The sequence below is a fragment of the Serratia ficaria genome, from assembly GCF_900187015.1.
In the GTDB taxonomy this organism is placed as follows: Bacteria; Pseudomonadota; Gammaproteobacteria; order Enterobacterales; family Enterobacteriaceae; genus Serratia; species Serratia ficaria.
This window is the reverse complement of the sequence record NZ_LT906479.1, coordinates 2,504,680-2,530,304: the sequence shown is the minus strand read 5'-3', so window position 1 is coordinate 2,530,304 and position 25,625 is coordinate 2,504,680. Positions and strand designations below refer to the sequence as shown.

Below are 25,625 nucleotides of genomic sequence, written 5' to 3'. Positions count from 1 at the left end.
TTCCACATCGCTTATTTTTGATGGCTGGTATCATGCGCGCCGCCATGCCATGATGTCTAATGCATTTCAGATAAACCAAGGATACCCTGAAGGTATGGCAGCCATTGAACTGCGGCGCCTGCGGGCGTTCGTTACCGTAGTGGAAGAAGGCAACATCACCCGCGCCGCCGAGCGGCTGTTTATTCAGCAGCCGCCGCTGACCCGCTTGCTGCAGGGGCTGGAAGACGAGCTGGAGGTCAAGCTGCTGCAGCGGCTGCCGCGCGGGGTGCGCGTTACCGAAGCGGGCAAGGTGCTGTTTGACGAAGCGCGCGCCCTGCTGGCCCGCGCGGAACATCTCACCGAGGCGGTGCGCCGCGCCGCGCGCGGTGAACAGGGGCATATCGCCATCGGCTTCACCAGCTCCGCCGCGCTGCATCCGTTCGTGCCCAACCTGCTGCGCCGCTACCGCGACATTTTGCCGGGCATCGCCACCCAGCTGGAAGAGGCCGGCAGCGGTGAATTGATGGACGCCCTGGTGGATCAGCGGCTCGACGTCGCCTTCGTGCGCTCGCCGGCCAGCGGCATTCCCGGATTGACCGTCGAGCCGGTGCTCAGCGAACCGATGATCGCCGCCCTGCCGGTGGGCCATCGGCTGGCGGTGGAAAGCCCGGCGCCGCTGCCGCTGGATGCGCTGGCCCACGAAGCCTTTATTCTCTACCGTCGCCCGGCCGGCCAGGGGCTGTACGACGCCATTCTGGCCGCCTGTCACCGCGCCGGTTTCAGCCCGCGCATCGTGCAGGAAGCGCCGCGCCTGCCGGCCACCCTCAGCCTGGTCGGCGCCGGTTTGGGCCTGTCGATCGTACCGGCCTCCATGCGCCGGTTAAGCGGCGACGGCATCGTTTACCGCGCCATTGCCGCAGATGCGCAGCTCAGCGCCCCGCTGTATCTGGCGCTGCGCAGCAACCAGACCTCGGCCATGGTTGAACGCTTTCGCCAATTGGTGGCCGAGACGGCGCTGGCCGATTACTCCGCCTGACTGGCGATGCGCGTCAGGTGGATCACCAGATACAGCAGTTCGTCGTTCGACATCTCCATCTGCAGCAAATTCTTCACGTAATCGCGGATCAATAACGCCCCGCGATAGGCATGCGGGTACTCCGCGGTCACCTGAGAGAAGATAAAGTCGTCTTTCGAGCGCACCTGCTGGCCTTCGATCATGCGTTGAATGAAAAACTGCATATGCAGCAAAAAGCGCGCGTAGTTCAGGGAATCCGTATCGATATCGATGCGAAAGTGATACTTGATGATGTTGAAAATGTCTTTCAGCATCTTCACCGCCAGCAGCGTATGCTCCATGTTTTGCACGTCGGTCTGGCCGTTAACCAGATGAAAGGCGATATTGCCCGCCTCTTCTTCCGGCAGGGTGATCTTCAGGCGCCGGTTGATGTGCGCCAGCGCCCGCAGCCCCACCGCAAACTCCTGCGGATAGAAGCGTTTAACCTCGAACAGCAGCCGATTTTGAATGGCGATGCCCTTGTGATAGCGCTCGATGGCGAAGCTGATATGGTCCGCCAGGGTGAAGAAAATCTGTTCGTTGATTCTGCCGTTAAGCTGCCGGTTGGCTTCATTGAGGATCATCTGCACGATCTCGATGTGCTCTTCCGGCGCGCTTTCAATCAGCCGCAGATAATCGCGGCCCTTTTGGCCGTCCTGCACCACATAAATTTTCTCAATAACGGCCGAATCGAGAACGTCACCCGCTTTGCTGTTAAAGCCGATACCCTTACCCATCACGATAGCTTCGCGGTTATCGTCGTCCGCCGTTAACACCAGACTGTTATTGAGCACCTTAATGACTTTCATCGTCTCCGCCGCAACCCTCTGTTTTATCGGTCAAGCCGGCCATTGGCGGCAATCAGCCGCTGATACCAGCCAAAACTGCGTTTCCTGATGCGCCGCAAATCCTTCAGATCCTGCTCTCCGCGGTTCACGTAGATGAACCCGTAACGCTTGGCGTACCCCTGATGCGTGCTGACCACGTCGATAGCCGCCCACGGGCAGTAACCGAGCAAGTCCACGCCGTCGTTGATCGCCAGCAGCATCTGTTCGACATGCCGGCGCATAAACTCGATGCGATAATCGTCGTCGATTGTACCATCGGCCTGCAACTCATCCGGCGCGCCGATGCCGTTTTCGGTGATTAATATCGGCAAATGATAGCGTTCATAGGTTTTGCGCAGCGTCAGCCGCAGCCCGACCGGGTCGATCACCCAGCCGTAGCGTGTTTTGCCGACAAACGGATTCTCCGCCGCGCGATACACGCCCGGTTCACCCAGCATGATTTGCTGATCGCCGGCGCGCGCGCTCACGTCCGAGCCGTCGCCGCGGCTGGCGGCGATGGTGGCGGTGGAATAGTAATTGATCGCCACATAATCCGGCTTTCCCGCCTGCAACAGCGCCGCATCTGCCGGCGCCATCTCCGGCGCCAGGCCGCGATCCTGCAGATAGCGCCAGGCCAGCGGGTTGTAACGGCCGTGCACCGCCACGTCGAGAAAGCTCCAACAGCGCAGCGTTTCCCAGTTGTGGGCGGCGATGGCGTCCAGCGGATGGCAGGTTTCCTGATACATCGAGGTGGTGTTGATCGCCGGGCCGATTTTCCCGCCGGGGCAGCGCTGATGGCACAGGGCCATCACCCGGGCCTGGGCCACCAGCATATGGTGACTCTGCTGATACAGCACCCGTTTGGCGGGCAGCGCGCCGCCCTTGGGCATGCCGATGGCCCCGGGGTGCAGGATCATGGTGTTCTGTTCATTGATGGTCAGCCAGTATTTCACCCGGTCGCCGAAGGCGTCGAACAGCACGCCGGCGTAGGCGACGAAAGCGTCGATGGTGGCGCGATTCGACCAGCCGCCCTGTTGCTCCAGCACGTAAGGCAGATCGAAATGGTACAGCGTCACCACCGGCTCTATGCCATGCGCCAGCAGCGCATCGATCAGCTGGCGGTAAAACGCCAGCCCGGCCGGGTTGACCTCGCCGGTGCCCGCCGGCAGCACGCGGGTCCAGGCGACCGAGAAGCGGTAGGCCTTCAGCCCCAGTTCGGCGAACAGCGCCACGTCTTCGCGAAAGCGGTGATAGTGATCGCTGGCGACCTGAAAATCCGCCGTCCCCTGCGGGTGATCGAGCATATCAACTATCGACGGACTTTTGCCGTCTTCATCCCAAGCCCCTTCCACCTGATAGGCGGAGGTCGAGGCGCCCCACAAAAAATCGGCGGGGAAATCGTTCAGCCGTTGATAAATCATGCCTGCTCCTTGTGCGTATTCAGGGTAATAATCAGGTCGCCCGCGCCGACCGCGCCCGGCTTATGTAGCTTCTGCCGCGGGAACTCGTCGCTGTTGACCACCAGCACCGGCGTCGTCAGGTCGTAACCCAATTTGGCGATCGCCGCGATATCGAAGCGCACCAGCTCATCGCCCACCTTGACCCGATCGCCGATCTGCAGCCCGGATTCGAAGTGCCGCCCGCCGAGGTTGACGGTGTCGATGCCGATATGCAGCAGCAGTTCGACGCCGTTGTCGCCCTTGATGCCCACCGCGTGTTTCGATGGCAGGAAGGTCACCACTTCGCCGTCCAACGGTGCGCGCAACACGCCTTCCCGCGGCACCACAGCCACGCCCTGACCTAATAATCCCTGAGAAAACACGTCGTCGTTGACCTGCTCCAGCGCCACCAGTTGGCCGGTCAGCGGGCTGAAGATCGCGGCTTCGCCTGCCCGCTCCGCCGCCTGCGGCATCGCGTCGCCCTCCTCCTGCGGATCCTCAAAGCCGAGGATCCAGGTCAGGGCGAAGGTCACGACGATAGCGATGGCGCAGGTAATCAACGCGTGGACGATGTTCATCGGGTTCTCGCCGATAAACGCCGGCAGCGCCGCCAACCCCGGAGAAACGAACGCGTAGCGCACCAGGCCGCTCAGCCCGGCATAAATGCCGGCGCAGCCGCCGCCGATCATCGCGGCGATCAACGGTTTGCGCAGTTTCAGCGTCACCCCGTACAGCGAGGGCTCGGTGATGCCCAACAGCGCGGTAAACCCGGCGGAAGACGCCAGCTGACGCAGATTTTTATTCCTGGTGCGCAACGCCACGCACAGCGTCGCCGCGCCCTGCGCGATGTTGGACGCCAGCATGCCCGGCCCGTTAATCATCTCGAAGCCGTTCCGGGTCAATTGCCCGGTGGCGATCGGCGTCATCGCCCAGGCGGTACCGGTGATCACCAGGAACGGTTGCAGCCCGCCCATCAGCATCGGGATCAGCCAGCTGGCCTTGCCGTCGATGATCGCCGCGCCGGCGGCCACCAAATCGTTGAGGAAAATGCCGAACGGCCCGACCACCACCAGCGCCAGCGGCGCGGTGACCAGCAGGATGATCATCGGCTTGGTGAAGAATTTTATCATCGTCGGCGAGACCTTCTCGGCGAATCGTTCGATATAGGACATCAGCCACACGGTGAAGATTATCGGCAGCACCGAGCCGGCATAGTCCGCCAGCCGCACCGGAATGCCGATAAAGTCAATCGCCGCGCCCGCCGCCAGCATCTGCGCCAAATTGGGGTGCAGCAAGGCGCCGGCGATGGTCATCGCCAAAATCGGATTGCATTCGAACTTGATCGAGGCGCCGTAGGCCAGCAGCACCGGCAGGAAGAAAAAGGCCGCGTCGGCGACGGTATCCAGCAGGCGGTAAGTCGGGCTGGCGGGATCTATCGCCCCGGTCAGCTTGAGGATCGCCAGCAGCGCCTTGATCATCCCCGCCCCGGTGATCGCCGGTATCACCGGGGTGAAGGTGGTGGAGATCACGCTGATAATCCGCGAAACAACCCCGCCTTTCGGCCGCGGTTGCCGGCGGCCCGCCGGTGGCTCGCCGAGCTCTTTTTGCAGCGCGCGGAAGGTTTGCTGCACATTGTTGCCGACCACTATCTGGAACTGGCCGCCGCGCTCCACCACGCTGATCACGCCCGGCAAGGCTTCGATCGCCTTCGCCTCTACCTTGCCGTCGTCGTTGAATTCCATGCGCAGTCGGGTCGCGCAGTGCGTCAGTTTGCTGACGTTGCCCTTGCCGCCGACACGCGCCAGTATTTCCAAGCCAAGTTGTTGGTAATCCATCGTTTTCCCCGGTAAAAAAACAAAAAAAAAGACCAAAATGGAAATGCGCCTCGTCACAAGGAGAAGTGCATTCCTATTTTGGTCTTGCCTGCCTGAGCAGTAACACGCCGCAATAAAAATGGTTGTGCGGCCTGGCTGGCCGCGGCAAAAGTATCGCCATACTCGCCAATATTCAGCAATAGCCTTAAGCCAGCTTTGTGAATGTCATCACGCTTTAACGAAAACGCACTGCAATGTGGCCGCGCGCCCCGTTTTGGCGCAATGCCCTATTGCCAACCGAAAAATATAACAATAAAAATAACCACCGCACCGCATAAAAATGAGCTGCGTTGATTGTTCATTTATTTTTAATGGCGATTATTTTAATTGATCGCCGTGATTAATTTAAATTCCAGCCAATAATTAAACCATCGTTAAACCAGCAACGAAAGCAAACAAATAAAATCTGCCGAGATAAAAATTAATCACTAGGATTTAATGGTCGCCGCCATGAGTGTCGGTAACGAAAATCATTTTAATTAAAATCAAACCGTCCCTGCCGTCTGCCTTTGGCGGACGTTCGGTATTATACTGGAGAAAAGAGATATGTTATCGCGTCGTGATATATTAAAGGTCTCCGCCGTGAGCGCGGCGGCCGCAGGCGTTATGGGCAGCATGATTAAATCCGCCGCCGCCGACGACCATCGCAATATCGTGCCCCCCAGCGGCTATCAGCCGCCTGCCGATGCGCAGCATCTCTATAAATACAAGTTCACCGACAGCAAAAAACGCAGCCTGCCCAGCGGCTGGGCGCGCGAGGCCACCGTCGAGCAATTTCCGATCTCCGAGGGCGTAGCCGGCGTAGACATGACGCTGGAGCCGGGCGGCGTGCGCGAGTTGCACTGGCACGCCATCGCCGCCGAATGGGCATTTATGCTGGAGGGGCACGCGCGCATCACCATTATCGATCCGCAGGGCAACTGCGAGGTGGCGGATTTCGGCCCCGGCGACGTCTGGTACTTCCCCAAGGGCTATGGCCACTCCATCCAGGCGTTGGCGGACGGCGCGCATTTCGTCCTGACCTTCGATAACGGCCACTTCTCTGAATTCGGCACCTTCAGCATTACCGATTGGGTGGCGCATATGCCGAAAGAGGTATTGGAAAAAAGCGTGAACATGCCGGCGGCGGTATTTTCCAAAGCCAAACAGGGCGAGGCCTATATTGTCGGCGGCGCGGTGCCGCCTGCATTGCCGCTGCCCGCCAACGACGGCGGCCTGAATAATTCCCCGCTGACTCACCGCTATGAATTAATGAAGAAAAAGCCCTTCTTTGAAAATGACGCCGGCAGCGTGCATTTGGTTTCTTCGAAGGAATTCCCGATTTCCACCACCATCACCGGCATTATCGAAATCGTTAAGCCCGGCGCGGTGCGTGAATTGCACTGGCACCCGAACGCCAACGAATGGCAATATTATATTTCCGGCAAGGGCCGCATGACGGTATTCAGTTCGCACGGCCATGTGCAGACCGAGGAATATGCGCCAACCGACGTCGGCTATGTGCCGCAGGGCTTCGGGCATTATATCGAGAATATCGGCGATGAGGATCTGAAAGTGCTGATCGTGTTGGATAACGGCATTTACCAGGACATCTCGTTATCCGACTGGCTGGCGAAAACCCCGGCCTATCTGCTGGCGGACAACTTCAACAATCGGCCTGACGACTGGCGGGATCGGCCGAAAGACAAGCTGGTGATGTCGCGACGTCGCAGCTGATCCCGCTGGCGAGGGGGCCTGCCGCCCCCTCGCCGTGCCGTTACTGTTTGCGCTGTTCAGCCACCTGCCCGGCGGTGACCGTCCCCTGCTTGTCGCCAAAGTGGCCGACCACAAAGTTGGCGACCGCCGCCACTTCCTCGTCAGAGTAAGCGTTGCCGAACTGCGGCATCACCTCATGCTGTTCGCCAATGCTGATGCGCGTGCCTTTGAGAATGGCCTGCACCACGCTGCGGCCCTGCGGATCGTTCACCGCGGTGCTGCCGACCAGCGACGCATATTTGCTCTGGCGGCCCGGGCCGTTCCACTGGTGGCAGCCGCTGCAGTCTCCGGCGAACAGCCGGCGGCCGAGAGACCGATCCTGCCCGCCCGGCAACACCGGGCTGGAGCCCAGGGCGCCCTTCGGCTGCAGGTTGACCGCGGCGGCGCTGTCGCCGGCGATCGGTTCGATATCGCGCAGGTATTTCACCAGCGCCAGGTTATCCTCCGGCGTCAGGAACTGCAGGCTGTTCTCCACCGCTTCCGCCATCGGCCCGGCGGCGCTGCTGCGCCCTTCGGCATGCCCGGTCGCCAGATACTGCGACAGCTGCTGTTCGCTCCAGCCGCCGATGCCGGTCTGTTTGTCCGGGGTGATGTTGGCGGCGAACCAGCCCTGGATCACCTCGCCGCTGAGGTGCTTGCTCTGGTTGATGCCAAACGCCAGGTTGCGCGGCGTGTGGCATTCGCTGCAGTGGCCCAGCGCCGTCGCCAGATAGGCGCCGCGATTCCACTGTTCATCCTTGTTGAGATCCGGTTCGAAGCGTTTTTCATCGAAGAACGCCAGGTTCCAGAACTTCATGCCCCAACGCTGGTTGAACGGGAACGGCAGATCGTTGTGCGGATTGGCCTGTTTCACCGGCGGCAGGCTGAACAGATAGGCCTTGATCGCCAGCACGTCGTCGCGGCTCAGGCCGGTATACGACGTGTAAGGCATCGCCGGGTACAGGTTGCCCTGCGGGCCAACCCCCTCGCGCACCGCACGCACGAACTGCTCGTCGCTCCAGTTGCCGATGCCGGTCTCCGGGTCGGCGGTGATGTTGGTGCCGTAGATCGTGCCGAACGGCAGCTTGAAGGCGAAGCCGCCGGCAAACGGCGTGCCGCCCGGTGCGGTGTGGCAGGCCACGCAGTCGGCGGCGCGCGCCAGGTATTCGCCGCGCGCCAGCTTATCGGTAATGCCGGCCGGCGCGCCGGCGATCGGCGCCGCAGGCTCCGGGCCGGTCGGCCGCAGCAGGGTGTAGAGCGCATAACCGCCCGCGATCACCACCACCGCGACAATCAGCCATAACAGCCCTTTCAAGGCGTTGCTCATCGCATCTCTCCCTAGTCCAGCGCCTTGGCGGCTTGATGGATGGCGGCGCGAATGCGCACGTAGGTCGCGCAGCGGCACACGTTGCCGCTCATCGCCGCGTCAATGTCCGCATCGCTCGGATTTTTGCTTTGCGCCAGCAGCGCGCTGGCGCTCATGATCTGTCCGGACTGACAGTAGCCGCACTGCACCACGTCCAGATCGACCCAGGCCTCCTGCACCGCCTTGCCCGCCGGCGTTGCGCCTATGGCTTCGATGGTGGTGATTTTCTTGCCGACCGCGGCGGAAACCGGCGTCATGCACGAGCGCACCGGCACCCCGTCCAGATGCACGGTGCAGGCGCCGCACATGGCGATGCCGCAGCCGAATTTGGTGCCGGTCAGCCCGGCTTCATCGCGCAAGAACCACAGCAGCGGCATATGGGGATCGCCGTCGAAGCTCAGCGGCTGGTCGTTTACGGTTAAGGTCATCATGCGGTTCTCTCCTTGTCAGACGCCGGCGTCGCGGTTGGGTTGATGTAACGGCAGGCTGAGCGAGGTGCGCGGCCGCCCGAGCAGCGCCAGCGCATTGCCGACCGCCGGCGCGATGGTCGGCACGCCCAGTTCGCCGACCCCGGTCGGCTTCTCGCTCGAGGGCACGATAATCACCTCGATCTCCGGCATTTCATCGATGCGCAGCGGGCGGAAATCGTTGAAGTTGGATTGCTCGATCACCCCGTCTTTCAGCGTGATGTTGCCGTACAGCGCCATGCTCAGGCCGTAGCCGATGCCGCCTTCAATCTGCGCGCGGATCACGTCGGGATTCACCGCCACGCCGCAGTCCACCGCGCACCACACCTTGTGCACCCGCGGAATGCCGCCTTCGCCGATAGACACTTCCGCTATCTGCGCCACCCGGGTGTCGAACGCCTTGGCGACGCCCACCCCGCGCGCGCGGCCGTCCACTACCCTGGCGCCCTGCCAGTTGGCGGCCTTGGCCACCGCCCGCAATACCCCGGCTTCGCGCGGCGCGTCGCCCATCAGCGCCAGCCGACCCTCGACCGGATCCTGCCCGGTCTCCTGCAGCAGCTGATCGATGAAGCTCTCCACCGCATGGCCGGTATGGGTGCTGGCGACGGAACGCAGCGAGGTGGTCGGCACCTTGCCCGGCACGATGTGCGCGTCGCAACGGAAGGCTTCGAAGGTATAAGGCAGCTCGCTGGCGCCCTCGACCATCATCAGATCGAGGCCGTTGACCACCAGCGCGGTCATCGCACTGTTGAGCGTCCAGGAATGCCCCACCACGGTATCGGTCCAGCCCACCACTTTGCCGCCGCGAATGGCGCCGCGCAGCCGGTGCAGGATCATCGGCCGGTACCAGCCGTTGCGGATGTCGTCCTCGCGCGTCCATACCACCTTCACCCCGTGCCCGGGGCCGATAGCCTTGGCCGCCGCCGCCATGTCCGCCGCCAGATCCGGCCCCAGCGTCGGGTTGCCCAGATCGATGCGTCGGCCGAAGCTGCCGCCGGCCAGAATGGTGTCGATTTGCACTTTTTCCGGCGGCAGCTGGAACAGATCGCACAGCTGCTTGTGGTCGAGAGTCTGGATCTGGCAGCCGTAGCGCGCCCTGACGCTTTCGCCGTCCCAGAACAGGTAACCGTCCAGCGGCTCCATCGGCGCATGCGCCACATACGGGAAGGTATATTCGGCTTCGATCACCCTGTCGGCCTTATCGAAGATCTCGTCCGGTTTGCCATGGCTCTTCGCCAGCACGCCGGTTTTTTGCGCCACCCGGCGGAACTCGGCGTAGATTTCCCCGGTGTTGCGCCGCTCGGCCTGCGCGTCATCCCACTCCACCCGCAGCCGATCGCGGCCCTGGATCGCCGCCCAGGTATTTTTGGCGTACACCGCCACCCCGGTGTCGGTCTGCTTCACCGCCACCACGCCCGGCACCGCCAGCGCGCGGCTGGCGTCAAACGACGCCACCCGGCCGCCAAAACGCGGCGATTTCTTGATGGTGACGGTCAGCATGCCCGGCTCGTGGATGTCCTGCGAGAACTGCGCGCTGCCGTTGGTTTTCGCCAGCGAGTCGACGCGGTGCAGCCCGCCGGCCTTGCCGATCAGGGTGAAATTGGCCGGGTCCTTCAGCGGCAGGCTGGCGGGATCGGGCGGCGGCAGCGTGGCGGCCAGCGCGGCGAATTCGCCGAAGCCCGCTTCCCGGCCGCTGGCGGCGTGGCGGATCCTGCCCGCCTGCACGGTGATTTCCTGCGCCGAGGTTTTCCAACTTTGCGCGGCGGCCTGCACCAGCAGCGCGCGCGCCATGGCGCCCATGCGGCGCATCTGCTCATAGGCGTTGGCCACCGAACTGGAGCCGCCGGTGCCCTGGAAGCCGAACGACAGGTTCTTGTAGACGCTGGTGTCCACCGGCGCGGCGACGACGCGCACCTGCGCCCAGTCGGCGTCGAGCTCTTCGGCGACCAGCGTCGCCATGCCGGTGTAGACCCCCTGGCCCACTTCGGTGTGTTTACTGATCACGGTGACGATGCCGTCGGCGCCGACCTGCACGAAGGCGTTGGCGTCCAGCGCCGGGGCGCCTGGCGCAGCTGCGGCGCTCGTTCTGGCCAGCGCGCCGGTGGACGGCAGATACGCGCCGATCACCAACGCTCCGGCGCCGACGATAAACCGCCGCCGCGAAAGCGGGACTTGCGATATTGTCATTGCTCATAGCTCCAAAATGCCGCACTGCGTCAATGCGTACGGCGAGAATCATTTTTTTATGGGAATCGTCGGCTGCGCTCGCGGGTGAACATTGAGCAACAGGTTAATAGTTAGCGTAGCCTATTATTCAGGCAGATTAATGTCAGGAGGGAATTTTCCGTTGTGGGATCGTGCTGTGCCGGATCGTCGTCGAAGCGATCCGGCGCCGGTTAATGCGGGCCGCGATCGGCCAAACGATCGAGCAGCGGCCACAACGCCGCGCGCGAATGCTGCTGGAAACCGCTGACGCTCTCGGCGCTCAGCAGCGCGTCCAGCACCGCGTATTCGGTGGCGTCCGCGGCGGCGGCGAACAGCGGCTCCAGCCGTTCATCCGGCAGCGCCGCGCCCTGCAGCCGGGTGGAAAACGCCAGCGCGATATCGCCGGAGCCGTGCCCCCAATGGCTGCCGACCCGGCCCAGCCCCGCGCCGGCGCGCTTGGCGATGCGGCCCAGTTGCCGGCTGTCCAGCACCCGATCGCAGGCGATAATGATGATGATCGACCCGGCGTCCACCTGCGGCGGCGGATCCGCCAACTCGGCGGCCAGCGCCGGCCCCACCCGCACGCCGCTCAGCGTGAGCGAGTCGAGGGTGCCGAAGTTGGCCAGCACCAGCACCCCCAGCGTCGCCCCCAGCCCCGGGCAGTAGCGCGAGGCGGTGCCGATGCCGCCCTTCAGGCCAAAACTGCTCATGCCGCGCCCGGCGCCGACGCTGCCGCGATCAAAACGGCTCGAGAGATTATCCAGCGCGCTGAACACGTGCTCTTCGCGCACCGCCATGGCCTGAATGTCGTTCAGATAACCGTCGTTGCACTCCAGCACCAGCGGATTGAGGGTGGCGCCGCCGCGGCCAATCTGCGGATAACGTTGGCAGCTGCGCCGCACCATGGCGTTGAACAGCGTGCCGACGGCGAAGGTATTGCTCAGCAGGATCGGCGTTTGCAGCACCCCCAGCTCATTGAGCTGCACCAGCCCCAGCGGCTTGGCGAAGCCGTTGAGCACGGCGCTGCCGCAGGGCAGCGGCTGGCCGAACAGCTCACCCGGCGGCATGATGGCGGTGACCCCGGTCTGGCAGTCGCCTTCGTTCAGGGTATGATGCCCCACGCTCACCCCGGCCACGTCGCTCAGGCTGTCGGTCGGGCCGGCCGGATAACGCGCGCCCGGCAGGCGGCGGTGTCGCCGCCAGTAGCCCAGCAGATTCTCCAGGCCCTGTCGTTCAAACGCATGGCTGTCTGTCATGGTTCCCTCCTCAGGCATGACCCAGTATGGCGCCAGAATATCGCGCAATGCCGCGCGCCGTAAATTGAAAGCCGCGGGCGGCGAGAAAAATAACCTTGCCCCGTCACGGCTCAGCGGTTGCACCAATTTGCGTCAGCCCGCCGCCTTCACCCCGCCCGCCGCCGCGCCGGCAGGTTGGTACGGAAATTGCTGCTTCCGGTAATAGCCATCAGGAGAACAACCAAATGAAAGCAATCGTCATTGGCGGCGGCATCGGCGGCCTGTGTGCCGCCATCGCCCTGCAGCGGGCCGGTATCGACAGCGAAGTGTATGAGGCGGTGAAGGACATTCGGCCGGTTGGCGCGGCCATTTCCATCTGGCCGAACGGCGTGAAGTGCCTGAACTACCTGGGCATGAAAGAGCCGCTGCGCCGGCTGGGCGGCCCGATGCGCTACATGGCTTATCAGGAATACCTGCACGGCCGGACCCTGACGCGTTTCAGCCTGGATCCGCTGATCGCCGGCGTCGGCGAACGCCCCTACCCGGTGGCCCGCGCCGAGCTGCAGGCCATGCTGCTGGATACCTACGGCCGTGATCGGGTACGTTTCGGCAAACGGGTGTGCGGCATAGAAGAAACGCCGGACGGCGTGACCGCCTGGTTTGAAGACGGCAGCCAGGCCAGCGGCGATTTCCTGATCGCCGCCGACGGCACCCACTCGGCGGTGCGCCCTTACGTGCTGGGCCACGCGGTGGAGCGCCGCTACGCCGGCTATGTCAACTGGAACGGGCTGGTGACCATCGACGAATCCATCGCGCCGGCCGACCAGTGGACCACCTTTGTCGGCGAAGGCAAGCGGGTATCGCTGATGCCGGTGGCCGACAACCGTTTTTATTTCTTCTTCGATGTGCCGTTGCCGACCGGGCTGGCGGAAGACCGCAGCACGGTGCGCGCCGACCTGCAGCGCTACTTCGCCGGCTGGGCCGACCCGGTGCAGAAGCTGATCGCGGCGCTCGATCCCGCCAGCGTCAACCGCATTGAGATCCACGATATCGAGCCCTTCGAACAGCTGGTGCGCGGCCGCGTGGCGCTGTTGGGCGACGCCGGTCACAGCACCACCCCGGATATCGGCCAGGGCGGCTGCGCGGCGATGGAAGATGCGGTAGTGCTGGCGATCGCGCTGCAGACCAACTCGCTGGGCATTGAAGACGCCCTGCTGCGCTACCAGGATAAACGCAGCTATCGGGTGAAGGATCTGGTGCTGAAAGCGCGCAAGCGCTGCGACGTGACGCACGGCAAAGAAATGGCGATCACCCGCAGCTGGTATGAAGAACTGAAAACCGAAACCGGCGAACGCATTCTCGCCGGCATGCAGGAAACCATTTTGGGCGGGCCGCTGGCCTGAGCCTGCCGTGCGGTTATGCAATCCGCCCCGCGCGCAGTTCGATAACCCGGTCGGCAGAGGCGATGGTTTCCGGCCGGTGGGCGATCAGTAAAATCGGCAGGCCAAGCTGGCGCAATGCGGCGCTGACCCGCATTTCATTGGTCACGTCCAGATGGCTGGTCGCTTCGTCCAGGAGCAGCAGCTTCGGCCGCTTGTAAAGCGCCCGCGCCAGCAACAGCCGCTGCTTTTGGCCGGCGGACAGGGTGCCGCCCATCTCGCCGACCAAGGTTTGATAGCCCATCGGCAGCCGCGCGATCTCATCGCTCAGCTGCGCCAGGCGTGCGCATTCGGCAAGCAGCGCCATGTCTGCCTGCGGCGCGAACAGGGTCAGGTTGTCGGCTATCGAACCGCGAAACAGCTGGTCTTCCTGCAGCACCACGCCGATCTCCCGCCGCAGCGCCGGATAGCCCGGCTGATGATGCGCCACCCCCAACAGGCTCAGCACGCCGGCGGTAGGCCGGTAGAGCCCCAGCACCAGCTTGGCCAGCGTGGTTTTTCCGCCGCCGGACGGCCCCACCAGCGCCACCACCTCGCCGGGCATGACCTGCAGCGAGACCTGCGACAGGATCTCCCGCTCCCCCGCGGCATAGCTGAAACTCACCCGATCCAGCCGCAAAACGGCGCGGTCGGCCGAGGGCGCGGGCGCGCGCTCATCCCCGCCCGCCGCCGCATCCTCGCGGGCGGTCAGCACGATATCGGCCAGCCGCTGGTTGTAGACGTCGAGCATCCGATAGGCGAACACGTTGTCTATCAGCCCGTTGATGCTGGCGGAAAATCGCCCCTGAAAAGACAGGTAGGCCACCAGCATGCCCACCGAAAACTGCCCGGCCAGCACCGCGCCGGCGCCCTGCCACAGCACCGCTGCGCCCACCAGGCTGCCGAACGAGGTATGCATGATGCCATACACCATCATCAGTTTGCTTTCGCGCAGGTGGGCGTTGCGCCGGGCGACGTTCAGGTTGCGCCACGCCGATTCCCGCCGCGCCAGCGCCCCGTTCACCCGCAGGCTCAGCACCCCGCGCAGGCTTTCCAGAAAGTGACTCGACTCCTGGGTATCGGCGCTCCAGCTGTCTTCCGCCGCCTTGCGCAGCGTGCTGAACCAGCATAGCCGCAGCAGACCGTAAATCAGGGCGGCCCCCAGCGCGATGGCGGTAAGCTTCGCGCTGTATAACAGCATCATGCTCAGCGTGCCGACCACCAGCAGCAGATCGAGAAAGGCCTCCAGCAGCGTGGTGGTGAGGGTTTCCTGGATGGTGTCGACGGCGTCGAACTTGGCGCTGATGTCGCCCATATTGCGCGCCTCGAACCAGCCGATCGGCAAACGCAGCAAGTGATGAAAAACGTTGGCCGTCCACTGCAGGTTGAAATTGACCGCCATGCTGAGGGTCGCCCACTGGCGCGCCAGCTCCAACAGCATCTGCATCACCGCCAGCAGCAGCATGGCGATGACGATCAGGCTCAGCAGATTGGCGTCGAGCGCTACCAGCACTTCGTCGATCACCAGTTGGTTGATCAACGGGCCAAGCAGCGCGAACGCCTCCAGCGCCAGCGCAAAACAGAAAATCCTCGCCAGCGCCGCCTTCAGCCCCTGAGTTTGGCCGATCAACGCCGTCAGGCGAACCTTTCGCCGGCGATCGCGGATGTCGAATTGGTGGGTGGGCGTCAGCTCCAGCGCCACGCCGGTAAAATGACGGTTCGCCTCCCGCAGGCTCATTTTCACCAGGCCGCGGGCCGGATCGTGCAGCTCGATGCGGGTGCCGCGCACCCGCTTCAGCACCACAAAATGGTTCATGTCCCAATACAGAATGCAGGGCGTCGCCAGCAGCCGCAGTTCCTCCAGCTCCAGCCGCACCGCGCGGCCGGCCAGGTTCAGCCGTTCGGCGCAGCCGGTCAGCTGCGTAAAGGTCATGCCGAGCTGCGAGGCGTTAAGCTGCTGGCGCAGCGTGGCTAAATCGACCCGGTGCCCATACCAGCCGGCAATCATCGCCAGGCAGGCCACGCCGCACTCCGCCGCTTCGGTCTGGCGGATCAGCGGCAGGCGCTTGCGCCATGCCCAGTTAAGACTTTCCTTGTCGTGGCGCATCACATTCTCCCCTTCAGGCTCCACAAGGGTTCCAATAGCCATTCATACAGGCGGCGGCTGTCCAGCTCGACGTCCGCCGCCACCGCCATACCGATGCGCAGCGGCTCCTGGCGGCCATAGGCGGTAATGGCGATTTTATCGAGCGCCACCGTTACCCGGTAGTGCCCTTCGTTTTCTTTCCAAACCATCGGGTTTTGCGGCATGGCGTCGGCCGCGCTCAGGCTGGCGCGAGTGATGGCCTGGATATGGCCGTACTGCACGCCAAACTTTTCGTAGGGAAACGCGGCGAATCGCAGGCCGACGCGCTGCTGCGGTTTGATAAATCCCGCCGCCTTGCTCGGCGCATAAAGCTCCACCTGCAGACGCGCACCTTCAGCGACCATCATCAATAAGGCATCGTGCTGTTTGACCGTTTGCCCGACGCGGGCCAGCACCGCAACTATCTGCCCGTCCACCGGCGCGGTCAGGGTATTTTCCGCCTGGGCGGCCAGTTCAATCTGCTGCTGGTGCAGGCCGTGCAGCTGGCGCGCCAGTTCGGCATCCCGCCCCTGCAGCTGTTCTCGCATTGCCTGCAGCTCCGAAGCCGCGGCGGAGAGATCGCGTCTTAGCCGCAGCTGTACCTGCCGCTGGATTTCCACCCGCTCCAGCGCGGCGGAGAGTTCGATCCGTTTTTGCTGCAGTTCGATCGCGGAAACGTACTTTTTGGCACTCAGCAGCCGGTAGCGGTCCATCACCGAACGCGACAGCTTCGCCTGTTGTTGCGACAGCGCCAAGGCGGAAGCGGCGCTGCCCAACTCGTCTTCCAGCTGCGACATACGGCGCCGAATGCCGGCCTGCTGCGAGGCGCCGGCGGAACGCTCCTGCGCCTGCTGCTGCTCCAGCATCCGGTATTGCTGGTTTAACGATGCCGAGACAGCGGCCAGCGCGCCCGCGCCGCGCCCGTTGAAATGCTCGCCGCTGAGACGATACAGCGGCTGGCCGGCCTTTACCGACTCGCCCTCCGCCGCCAGCCCGGCGCTAACCTGCCCGCCGCTGCGGGCCATCACCTTGATCAGCCCGGTAGAAGGCATCACCACCCCCTCCAGCCGCGCCTTGCGGGTGTACTGGCCCAGCAGCAGGAACGCCGCGATGGCCAGCAACAGCGCCACGCTGGCGCAGGCGTAGGCGGTTAAGCTGAGGCTGGGGGGAATAATCACCTCGCCTTCGGCATTGCTGGCCTGTGCAGCGAAATATCCCTCTCGGTAAAGCTGCGGCGGACGTCCTGTCATGGCAATGACACCTTAAGGCCGGTTTATAAACCGGCGGTTATTTTCCTTTCCCCGCACGGATACACCAACGTGGCGCAACATAAAGGCATGTTATTGTAGCGACTATGCCTGCCGACACGCGGAACATAATAATATAACCATACTTTCGTTTTTCAATGCGCCAGAAAAAACAGACAACCACGAAGACCAAGCCGCATTAAAAATGGCCACTTAGGGTTAAATCACCAAGCCATACGAAATCAACTATATTTCAAGCCAATGATCACCTGAAGTTTATAAATTAAACTCAAACATTCAACAACCACTTAAGCCATCATAAAATTATAATGACTTGCTTTTAGATTACGGCTTAGCCTAAAAAAAAGACTATTGCCATAACAATAACACAAATAGAACAGAGTAATGCGTCACCGGAAAAATCCTTTAACGAGCCCAAATAAGAATTGCTATTTTCATTCAGTATATCAACGGCTTGATTTTCATTTTCAGCCTCCACTTCCACATGGTGCTTTCTAAACCCCCGCAGCTTCAGCTCCTTGATTACCTCCCGTGTAACCCCTTCTTTTTTCACCACCCTGGAAGCGCCACTCTTTATAAAAACAACATATCTATTCATCGCATACTCCATAAAAGCACGAATTTTCTGGCCTATCCCGATCCTGCCAGCCACCCGACACCGCAGCCAATTGGTCGTTTAAAATTCACTCCATCAATATTATTCCATGGATTTATTGTGTTTTTTTGGAAATCACTGTGACGGCAAAAGTAAAACATACTGACAATAGTCCATCACTTTCTTGCACTCATTAATGCAATAAAACAATAAAAGCGTATTTTCAATATGGCAACCCATCATATTGGAATAAAACCCAGAATAATATACCTACTCTAATTACATGTAGATGCTATCGATTTAGCTAATTGAACGCCAGGCAAGCTCAACGCCCAGGATGAATAACCCGATAAAGAAAAGGCGGCGAAACAGCTGCGGGCGGCAATGGCGGCGCGCGATGCTCCCCAGCCACATGCCGGCCAACGCCGGTACCAGCGCCAGCAATGAGCTGCCCAGCGCCGCCCCCGGCAACGCCTGGTGCCACGCCAGCCCCGCCGCCAACGCCAGCGTGGAAACGGTAAACGACAGCCCCAGGGCCTGCACCAGATCGTCGCGCGCCAGTCCCAGCGCGTTCAAATAAGGCACCGCAGGAATAACGAATACCCCGGTGGCGCCAGTCACCAGCCCGGTCAGCAAGCCACACAGCGGCCCCAGCCAGCGCTCGGCCGCCGGTGCTGCGCGCCAGTCAAAACGGCTGGATCCCAGCAGCGCGTAAAGGATAAGGCAAATACCCAGCGCCAACGGCGCCCAATGGCCGCCGCCGGAAAGCGTTCCGGCGCTCACCAAGGTGCCTGCGGCGATCGACAGCATCATCAACCACAGCCTGCGGCACAGCGCCCGCCACTGCGGCCCGCACATCAGCTGCCACAGGTTGGTGATCAGCGAGGGAATCAGCAGCAAGGCCGCCGCCTGCCCCGGCGGCATCAGCAGGCTCAGCAACCCCATCGACACCGTGGGCAGACCGAGGCCAATCGCGCCTTTTACCGCGCCCGCAAGGACAAAGATACCCGCCAGGGCGAAAACTTCAGGTAACGTTGGCGTCATGCGTCTATCATTCCTTCATTGCGAATCAGTGGCCTGATTGTGCGCAGCCCTGGCCGGCCGCACAATGCGGCAATGGCTGAGCCGGCCTGTGGCAAAGACAGAGGGAAAAGGATGCATTTTGATTTTACCGATCTGCGGCTGCTGGTGGCGGTGATCGAAGCCGGCAGCATCACCGCCGGCGCCGAACGCACCGGTCTGTCGCTGCCTTCGGCCAGTGCGCGCATCCGCGGGCTGGAACAGCAGGCGGGCGTGCAACTGCTGGCGCGCGGTGCGCGCGGCGTGCGGCCGACGCCGGCCGGTGAACGGCTGCTGCCGCATGCGCGCCGGCTGCTGCGACAGCGCGAACGGCTGCGCGGCGAAATGGCCGAGTTTGCGCCCGGACAACGCAGCCGGCTGCGCATAATCGCCAACACCGTCGCCGCCGAGGCCTTCCTGCCGGAGCTGCTGGCGGACTTTCTGGTGCAACACCCCTATACCGACATTGCGCTGGAGGAGCTGCCCAGCACCGCCATCGCCCAGGCGCTGGTCGAACAAACGGCGGATATCGGCATCGTTGCCGATCACGCCGACCTGCGCGGGTTGGAAAGTTATCCGTTTCGGGCCGACCGCCTGGTGCTGGCGCTGCCGCCGGGCCATGACCTGTGCGGCCGCGCCAGCGTCGGCTTTGCGGAAAGCCTGCGTTATGAATTCATCGGTTTATCCGCGGACAGCGCGCTGCAGCGGCATCTGGAGCAGTTGGCCATGCGCAGCGGCGGCTCAATGCGGCTGCGGGCGCAGGCCGGCAGCTTTGAGGTGATTTGCCGCATGGTCATGCGCGGCGCCGGCATCGCCGTGGTGCCCGAAGAGCTGGCCCGGCAACTGCCGGGCATTCGGCAGCAGGTTATCGCGCTGGAAGACGACTGGGCCACGCGCCGGCTGTCGATCGCGGTGCGCAAGCTGGCGCAGTTGCCGCTGCCGGCGCAGCGGCTGGTGGCGTTCCTGCAGCGACCGTAACGCCGTTAATGGCTGCCCGGGTTGGCGCGCAGCCGCGCCACCTGCGCCTCCACATCACGCCAGGCCGGTTTGTCGCCGGCGTAGCGCTGGCGCAGATAGTTCACCAGATCGGTCACCTGCCGATCCGAGAAGCTGTCTTTAAAACCCGGCATAAAGCCCAGCTCGGCGGTGGCCGGCTTGGAGATCCCCTGCAGGATCACGTTGATCAGGTTATCCGGCCGCTCACTGAAGATATTGGTGTTGGCGGCCAGATCCGGGCTGACGCCGAACAGCTGCGGCCCGCCGGCGGCGGCGCTGTGGCAGGCCTGACAGGCGCCCTGAAACAGCCGCTCGCCGGCCTGCTGCGAAAACGCCGGCTTAACGCGGGCGGCCAGCTGCGCCTGCGGCTCCACATTCAACGGCGCCGGGTCGCTCAGTGAAATCAGATAGTTGGCCATCGCCCGCACGTCGGATTCGGGCAGCGTCGCCAGCTCGCCGACCACCGGCCCCATCGGCCCGGCCGCCACGCCGTGTTCGCTCGAGTGCCCGCTGCGCAGGTACTGGAACAGCTGTTCTTCGCTCCAGGGTTTATCCGCATTGGCCAACTGATTCAGCGCCGGCGCTTCCCAACCGTCGACCATCGCGCCCGCCAGAAAACCCGCGCCGCCCTTTTCAGCGCCCAGCAGATTGCGCGGCGAGTGGCAGGCTGCGCAGTGGCCGAGGCCGTTGACCAGATAGGAGCCCCGGTTCCACTGCGCGGTCTGGGCGGGGTCGGGCTGAAACTCGCCCTGCCGCAGAAACAGCGCGTTCCAACCGGCCATCAGCGGCCGCATGTTGAACGGAAAACGCATCTGATTGGCCGGGTTGCTTTGCGATACCGCGGGCTGCGACATCATATAGGCGTACAGCGCCTGCATGTCGCCGTCGGTCATTTTACTGAACGCGGTATAAGGAAACGCCGGGTACAGATGGCGGCCGTCGCGGCTGATGCCCTGCCGCATCGCCCGCTCAAAGGCGGTAAACGACCAGTTGCCGATGCCGGTTTCGACGTCCGGCGTGATATTGGTGCTGTACAGGGTGCCGAACGGCGTTTCCATCGCCAGCCCGCCGGCGTTGGTCGCCCCCTCGGCGGCGGTGTGGCACACCGCGCAATCCCCGGCGGCGGCCAGCTGACGGCCGCGCTCCAGCGTGGCGGCTGACCAGGTGCCCGCGCCCGGCGTGGCGACCGGCGCGATTTCGGCGCGCCAAGGCAGCGCGGCGCCGGCGATGCCCAACACCGCGCCGAACAGGCCGGCCGCGCCGCCGAACCACCATTTGCTGCGCCGGGATTTGGCCGGCGGCGGCGCCTGCCGGGCGCTGTCCGGGCCGTTCAGCGCCTCACGCAGGCGATCCGAGGTGATCGGCAGCTCGCGAAACCGGATGCCGGTGGCGTCGAACACCGCATTGGCGATGGCCGCCGCGCTCGGCACCGAGGCCGATTCACCGGCGCCCAGCGGCGGATCGTACGGGCGCGGCATCATCACCACGTCGACTTCCGGCACCTCGGGGAAAGTCAGGATCGGATAGGCGCCCCATTCCTTGCTGGACACCGTCGACTCTTCGAAGGTCACCCGCTCCTTCAGCACCCGGCTGGTGGACTGGAGCACGTTGCCGTGGATCTGGTGGCGCACGCCGTCGGGATTCACCATCATGCCGGCGTCATGCCCCACCACGATGCGCGTTACCGCCACTTCGCCGCTGGCTTTGTCGATCGCCACGTCGGCCACCCAGGCCGCCCAGGCGGCGCCGAAACCGGGGAACTTGCTGTGGATATAGCGCGCATAGGCAAAGCCGCGCCCGCGCAGCACCCCGTCTTCCGCCGGGGTCTGCATCGGTTCGGTGTGCGGCGTCCAGCCGGCGCGTTCGGCGGTGCTGCGCATCAGTTCGCTGGCGCGCTCGTCGCTGATATAGCGCAGCCGATACTCCAGCGGATCGACGCCGGCGGCATGCGCCAGTTCGTCGATGTAAGATTCGTGCGCGAAGGTGTTCGGCAGCGCGGAAACCCCGCGCATCCAGGAGGCACGCACGATCGGCGCCATGTCTTCGATGCTGACGCGCAGCGCCGGATAGTCGTACGGCGGCACCGAGGTGCGGTCGCCCATCTCATAGGCCACCGGCAGCGGCTCTACCCGGCCGGTCAGCAGCAGCGCCAGCGTCGGCGCGCCGTTGGAGGGGTAATAGGTGCGGAAATCGTAACCCACCGGATGGCCGGCGGCGTCCAGCCCGCCGTCCACCTCCATCAGCTGCGCGGTGCCCTTCGGCTCCCACAGGTGCTCCTGCTCGCGCGTGAGCTGCACCCGCACCGGCCGCCCCACCGCGCGCGACAGCAGCGCCGCGTCGGCGCAGACGTCATCGGCGCAGTTGCGGCCATAGCAGCCGGCGGCCTCCATGCGAATAATTTCTATCTGTTGCTCGGGGTACTCCAGCAGCCAGGCCAGATCGGCGCGCAGCAGATGCGGGTTCTGGCTGCCGGACCACACCTGCAGCCGCTCCGGTCGATAGTCCGCCAGTGCGCAGGAAGGCCCGATCGAGGCATGCAGCTGATACGGCCACAGGTAGCTGCGGGTCAAGCGCCGGTCGGCCGCCGCCAGCGCCGCATCGACGTCGCCGGTGTCGTGCACCACCCGGGTCGAGCGCGGATTGTCGCGCAGCGCCTGCGCCACGTCGGCCAGCTGCGGCAGATTGCGCCGCCAGTCCTTCCAGCTGACCTGCAACGCCTGCGCCGCCTTGATCGCCTGCTCTTCGCGCTCGGCGACGATGCCGATGAAATCGCCGATCGTCACCAGCTTGACGATGCCGGGAATATGGGCGATCGAAGCTTCATCCACCGCCAGCAGGCTGGTGCCGACGAATTCGCCGCTGTCGTAACCGGCGTACGGCGGGCGCACCACCCGGCCATGCAGCATGTTCGGCAGGCGCATGTCGTGCACGTAGGTGGATTCGCCGGTGGCCTTGGCCGGAATATCGACCCGCGCGGCGCTGGTGCCCACCAACCGGTATTCGGCCTGAGGTTTGAGCGGCGCATCGCCGGAAATCGCCAGCTCGACGTGCCCGCCCGCCACCAGCTCGGCGTAGCCGAGCGCCTGCCCCTGCGGGTTGCGGATCCGTCCCTCTTCCAGCGTCAGCTGCTCTGCCGGCAGGCCAAAGCGCTGCGCCGCCCGCTGCAACAGCCAGCGGCGCGCTTCGGCGGCGGCGTTGCGCAGCGGCACGGCGGAAATCTGCAGCGTGGCGCTGGCGATGGTGGCGCCCTGATTCGGCGCGCGCTCGGTATCGCCCAGCACCATGCGCACCTGATCCATGCGCAGATACAGCTCTTCGGCGACTATCTGCCCCAGCGCGGTGCGTACGCCGGTCCCGAGATCGACATGGCCGTTGAAGGCGTAGATTTCGCCGCTGTCGCACAGGGCGATGAACAGCCCCTGCTCTTTGGGTTTCAGCGTCGGCGTTTGGCCTTTCGGCACCAGGCCCGGCGGCGGTTGAATGCTGTCGATAATCAGCAGCACGCCGTCGCGCTGCAGCAGCTCGGCCTGGGTCGGCAATGGGGAATGGGCGTCAGTCATCGGGCTGGGTTTCCTCATCGCGGCAGAGAATGATGGCGCGCTGAACCGCACGCAGAATTTCGATATGGGTGCCGCAGCGGCACAGATTGCCGGACAGCGCCTGGCGGATCTCCGCGTCGCTCGGCGACGGGTTGCGATCCAGCAGGGCCTTGGTGGTCATGATCATGCCGTTCAGGCAGTAGCCGCACTGGGCCGCCTGTTCTTCGATAAAGGCGCGCTGCACCGGGTGCGGGTGTTCCCGGTCGCCCAGCCCTTCCAGCGTGACGACCGCGCGGCCGGCAATGCCCAGCGCCGGGATCACGCAGGCGCGCGCCGCCACGCCGTCAATCAGCACCGTACAGGCGCCACACTCGCCCAGGCCGCAGCCGTACTTGGGGCCGTTGAGCGCCAGATCGTTGCGCAGCACCAGCAACAGCGGCGTGTCCGCCATTACCCGGGTATGGATGTTTTCGCCGTTCACCGACAGCATCAGCGGATGCTCCGTCAGCGTTTTTATCGCGCCCTCCCTGGACGATTGCACTTCAGATATCGCCATGTCGCGTCTCCGCCTGCGCTCTGGTTGTCTTTTGTGGGCCGAGAACCGCGCCGCCGACCGCCAGACAACCGAAGTTGCGATGGCGAGTCAGCCGGGCTGCGGATCCTCCAGCATTTTATTGAGCAGGAATATCAGCGCTATACGTTCGGCCGGATTCAGGGTGCCAAAGGTCAGTTCTGTGATCTTCGCCGCATGCGGCAGCGTTTCAGCCAGCAATGCCGCGCCGGCGTCGGTCAGCCCGACCACCACCTTGCGCCGGTCGATCGGATCCGGCATGACGGTGATCAGCTCGCGCGCCTTCAACCGCTCGACGATGCCGCGAATGGTGGCCTGATCGACCGCCGTCACCTGCACCAGCTCGGTCAGCGAACTCGGCCCCATGTCGCGCACCGCGCACAGGGTGATGAACTGCACCGCGGTCAGCTGCGAATCGCCGACGTTGTGCTGAAAAATAGCCACGTGGCGCTGATAAACCTTGCGCAGCAGGTGCCCGACCTGTTCGGTAAAGTGATAGTTTTCAGGCTTGCCGCTCTCTGCAGCCGGGTATTCGGGGGGCGTCATTGCGTTACTCTCACCGTCTATGGAATTCACCGAGAATAGTACAAACCCCCGCGGTTAACAGCAACGGTTAACCCTGGCGCACCCGCGACGCCGCCGGCGCCACCACCTCGCCGTCCGCCACCACCGTCTGGCCGTCGAGCGCGATATCGCAGCGGCGCAGCGCAATGTCCATATGGCAAGGCGTTTTGCGCGTGCCGCCGACTTCGGTATTCGGCCCGGTGGAGAACAGGAAATTGCCGTAAAACGCGCGCGCATCCATACACATGCCGTCGTTTTTATCGTGCAGGCCCATCGCCGTCCACTGGGCGCGCGGCTGCAGCCCCCAGCCGATGTGCGAGATGCCGTACACCTCCGGATCGTTGAAATACTTCATGTATTCCCGCAGATACTCCGCCTCGAAGCCGCCGTGAATGCGGGTCACGAAGCCTTTTTCGATCTCCAGGGTGATGCGTTCGCGCGCATAGCTCTTGAACGGCAACAGAATGTCGCCCACCTCCAGCACCAGCACCCCTTCCGCCTGCTCTTCGTTAGGCCAGGTGAACAGGAAACCGCTCGGCCAGTGGTCCCAGCGCCCCGGTTCATCGGCATAGCCGTATTCGGTCACCGTCGGGTACTGCCCCAAAGGCGCGCGAAAATCGCTGCCGGCGGCGGATTTCACCTGCATCAGCTGCGCCTGCTCCAGCACCGCCGCGGCGGCCAGCACCCGCGCCTTGTCCTCAGCATCAGGCAACATCCGTGCCAATACCTCCGGCGGTTCGACTGCCAGCAAAATGCGCGTGCCGGTTTTCAGGATCTGTTCCTGCTCCGGCGAATGCAGCAGCATCATGGTGTCGACGATCAGATCGGCGGCCTCCAGCGCGCGCTGCGCCGCAGGGTTGCCGGTCAACGCGGTGTCGCCGCAGTAGGCGGTCATGTCGTTGCCCATCGCCCGCGGGTGGTTGAACGACGGCAGCTCCACCGCATACACCTTGGCGCCGAGCCGCAGCGCGGCATCGGTGGCGGCGCGCACCGTGCGCGCATCGGAATAGTGGCTTTTCAGGATCGCCACGCTCTGCGAAGCATCGACCTTCGACAGCGTTAGCACCTGTTCGAACAGTTGAACCAGCTGACTATCATTGACCGCCATGATGTATCTCCTGTTGCGTCAAGGGTGACCGACGGCCCACGGGCGGTCGGCGATATTTTGCACGAATTAAAGCGAACACACTCTTTTATCATATAAGACCAAAATTCAACGGGAAGCAAGACGTCGCTCGCATCCATAAGAAAGTCCTATTTCACGCCCCATCAATCCTGTGATTACCCTGAGATTAACAGAAGTTAACCGC

The 25,625-nt window shown here is 63.4% G+C and carries 19 protein-coding genes; 4 read left to right on the top strand and 15 right to left on the bottom strand.

Annotation, left to right across the window (positions count from 1 at the left end; translation table 11 throughout):
- The first annotated feature begins 94 nt into the window (after nucleotides 1-94).
- A complete protein-coding gene (locus CKW09_RS11975; RefSeq protein WP_095097414.1) occupies nucleotides 95-1,015 on the top strand; it encodes a LysR family transcriptional regulator in 921 nt (306 codons plus the stop codon).
- On the opposite strand, the gene licT is transcribed toward CKW09_RS11975, so the two are convergent.
- Genes licT through CKW09_RS11960 form a run of 3 tightly spaced genes read right to left on the bottom strand, consistent with a single transcriptional unit; the run spans nucleotide 1,003 to nucleotide 5,134 of the window.
- Nucleotides 1,003-1,842, bottom strand: coding sequence for a BglG family transcription antiterminator LicT (gene licT / locus CKW09_RS11970; RefSeq protein ID WP_095097411.1), 840 nt, complete (start codon nucleotides 1,840-1,842; stop codon nucleotides 1,003-1,005). The genes CKW09_RS11975 and licT overlap by 13 nt on opposite strands.
- 23 nt (nucleotides 1,843-1,865) lie before the next feature.
- Nucleotides 1,866-3,281, bottom strand: coding sequence for a glycoside hydrolase family 1 protein (locus tag CKW09_RS11965; protein WP_061795666.1), 1,416 nt, complete (start codon nucleotides 3,279-3,281; stop codon nucleotides 1,866-1,868).
- Nucleotides 3,278-5,134 carry a beta-glucoside-specific PTS transporter subunit IIABC gene (locus tag CKW09_RS11960; protein ID WP_095097408.1) on the bottom strand — a complete coding sequence of 619 codons (1,857 nt, stop codon included), beginning with the start codon at nucleotides 5,132-5,134 and terminating at the stop codon, nucleotides 3,278-3,280. The genes CKW09_RS11965 and CKW09_RS11960 overlap by 4 nt, the downstream gene beginning before the upstream one ends.
- Nucleotides 5,135-5,719: 585 nt before the next feature.
- On the opposite strand from CKW09_RS11960, the gene CKW09_RS11955 reads away from it, so the two are divergent.
- On the top strand, nucleotides 5,720-6,889 hold the full coding sequence (locus CKW09_RS11955) for a cupin domain-containing protein (RefSeq protein WP_061795664.1): 1,170 nt from the start codon (nucleotides 5,720-5,722) through the stop codon (nucleotides 6,887-6,889).
- Nucleotides 6,890-6,929: 40 nt separating this feature from the next.
- Here CKW09_RS11955 and CKW09_RS11950 read toward each other — a convergent pair whose 3' ends face one another.
- From CKW09_RS11950 to CKW09_RS11935, 4 genes are all read right to left on the bottom strand, one after another.
- Nucleotides 6,930-8,234, bottom strand: coding sequence for a cytochrome c (locus tag CKW09_RS11950; RefSeq protein ID WP_095097405.1), 1,305 nt, complete (start codon nucleotides 8,232-8,234; stop codon nucleotides 6,930-6,932).
- A gap of 11 nt (nucleotides 8,235-8,245) precedes the next feature.
- The gene (locus CKW09_RS11945; protein WP_061795662.1) at nucleotides 8,246-8,704 is read right to left on the bottom strand and encodes a (2Fe-2S)-binding protein; all 459 of its coding nucleotides are present in this window, start codon (nucleotides 8,702-8,704) and stop codon (nucleotides 8,246-8,248) included.
- Between the two features lie 15 nt (nucleotides 8,705-8,719).
- Complete coding sequence (locus CKW09_RS11940; RefSeq protein ID WP_095097402.1) at nucleotides 8,720-10,927, bottom strand: xanthine dehydrogenase family protein molybdopterin-binding subunit; 2,208 nt, start codon at nucleotides 10,925-10,927, stop codon at nucleotides 8,720-8,722.
- Between the two features lie 209 nt (nucleotides 10,928-11,136).
- Nucleotides 11,137-12,201 (bottom strand): P1 family peptidase, encoded by a 1,065-nt coding sequence (locus CKW09_RS11935; protein WP_095097399.1) that lies wholly within the window; start codon nucleotides 12,199-12,201, stop codon nucleotides 11,137-11,139.
- A gap of 224 nt (nucleotides 12,202-12,425) precedes the next feature.
- On the opposite strand from CKW09_RS11935, the gene hpxO reads away from it, so the two are divergent.
- A complete protein-coding gene (hpxO, locus tag CKW09_RS11930) occupies nucleotides 12,426-13,583 on the top strand; it encodes an FAD-dependent urate hydroxylase HpxO (RefSeq protein ID WP_095097396.1) in 1,158 nt (385 codons plus the stop codon).
- A 13-nt stretch (nucleotides 13,584-13,596) separates the two neighbouring features.
- Here hpxO and CKW09_RS11925 read toward each other — a convergent pair whose 3' ends face one another.
- From CKW09_RS11925 to CKW09_RS11910, 4 genes are all read right to left on the bottom strand, one after another.
- Nucleotides 13,597-15,705: a peptidase domain-containing ABC transporter gene (locus CKW09_RS11925; RefSeq protein WP_095097393.1), complete on the bottom strand. Its 2,109-nt coding sequence runs from the start codon at nucleotides 15,703-15,705 to the stop codon at nucleotides 13,597-13,599.
- Entirely contained in the window at nucleotides 15,705-16,973 is a 1,269-nt protein-coding gene (locus CKW09_RS11920; RefSeq protein ID WP_095097390.1) for an HlyD family secretion protein, read from the bottom strand. The genes CKW09_RS11925 and CKW09_RS11920 overlap by 1 nt, the downstream gene beginning before the upstream one ends.
- Before the next feature lie 349 nt (nucleotides 16,974-17,322).
- Nucleotides 17,323-17,589: a hypothetical protein gene (locus tag CKW09_RS11915; protein ID WP_095100137.1), complete on the bottom strand. Its 267-nt coding sequence runs from the start codon at nucleotides 17,587-17,589 to the stop codon at nucleotides 17,323-17,325.
- A 297-nt stretch (nucleotides 17,590-17,886) separates the two neighbouring features.
- Nucleotides 17,887-18,630: a sulfite exporter TauE/SafE family protein gene (locus CKW09_RS11910; protein ID WP_095097387.1), complete on the bottom strand. Its 744-nt coding sequence runs from the start codon at nucleotides 18,628-18,630 to the stop codon at nucleotides 17,887-17,889.
- Nucleotides 18,631-18,741: 111 nt separating this feature from the next.
- Between CKW09_RS11910 and CKW09_RS11905 the strand changes: the two genes are divergently transcribed.
- Entirely contained in the window at nucleotides 18,742-19,623 is an 882-nt protein-coding gene (locus CKW09_RS11905; RefSeq protein ID WP_061795655.1) for a LysR family transcriptional regulator, read from the top strand.
- A gap of 5 nt (nucleotides 19,624-19,628) precedes the next feature.
- On the opposite strand, the gene CKW09_RS11900 is transcribed toward CKW09_RS11905, so the two are convergent.
- The 4 genes from CKW09_RS11900 to CKW09_RS11885 form a co-directional block, all read right to left on the bottom strand.
- A complete protein-coding gene (locus CKW09_RS11900; RefSeq protein ID WP_095097384.1) occupies nucleotides 19,629-23,201 on the bottom strand; it encodes a molybdopterin cofactor-binding domain-containing protein in 3,573 nt (1,190 codons plus the stop codon).
- Nucleotides 23,194-23,736: a (2Fe-2S)-binding protein gene (locus CKW09_RS11895; RefSeq protein WP_061795653.1), complete on the bottom strand. Its 543-nt coding sequence runs from the start codon at nucleotides 23,734-23,736 to the stop codon at nucleotides 23,194-23,196. The genes CKW09_RS11900 and CKW09_RS11895 overlap by 8 nt, the downstream gene beginning before the upstream one ends.
- A gap of 87 nt (nucleotides 23,737-23,823) precedes the next feature.
- Nucleotides 23,824-24,297: a MarR family winged helix-turn-helix transcriptional regulator gene (locus tag CKW09_RS11890; RefSeq protein ID WP_061795652.1), complete on the bottom strand. Its 474-nt coding sequence runs from the start codon at nucleotides 24,295-24,297 to the stop codon at nucleotides 23,824-23,826.
- Between the two features lie 67 nt (nucleotides 24,298-24,364).
- Nucleotides 24,365-25,423: a 2,5-dihydroxypyridine 5,6-dioxygenase gene (locus CKW09_RS11885; protein ID WP_061795651.1), complete on the bottom strand. Its 1,059-nt coding sequence runs from the start codon at nucleotides 25,421-25,423 to the stop codon at nucleotides 24,365-24,367.
- Between the last annotated feature and the right edge of the window lie 202 nt (nucleotides 25,424-25,625).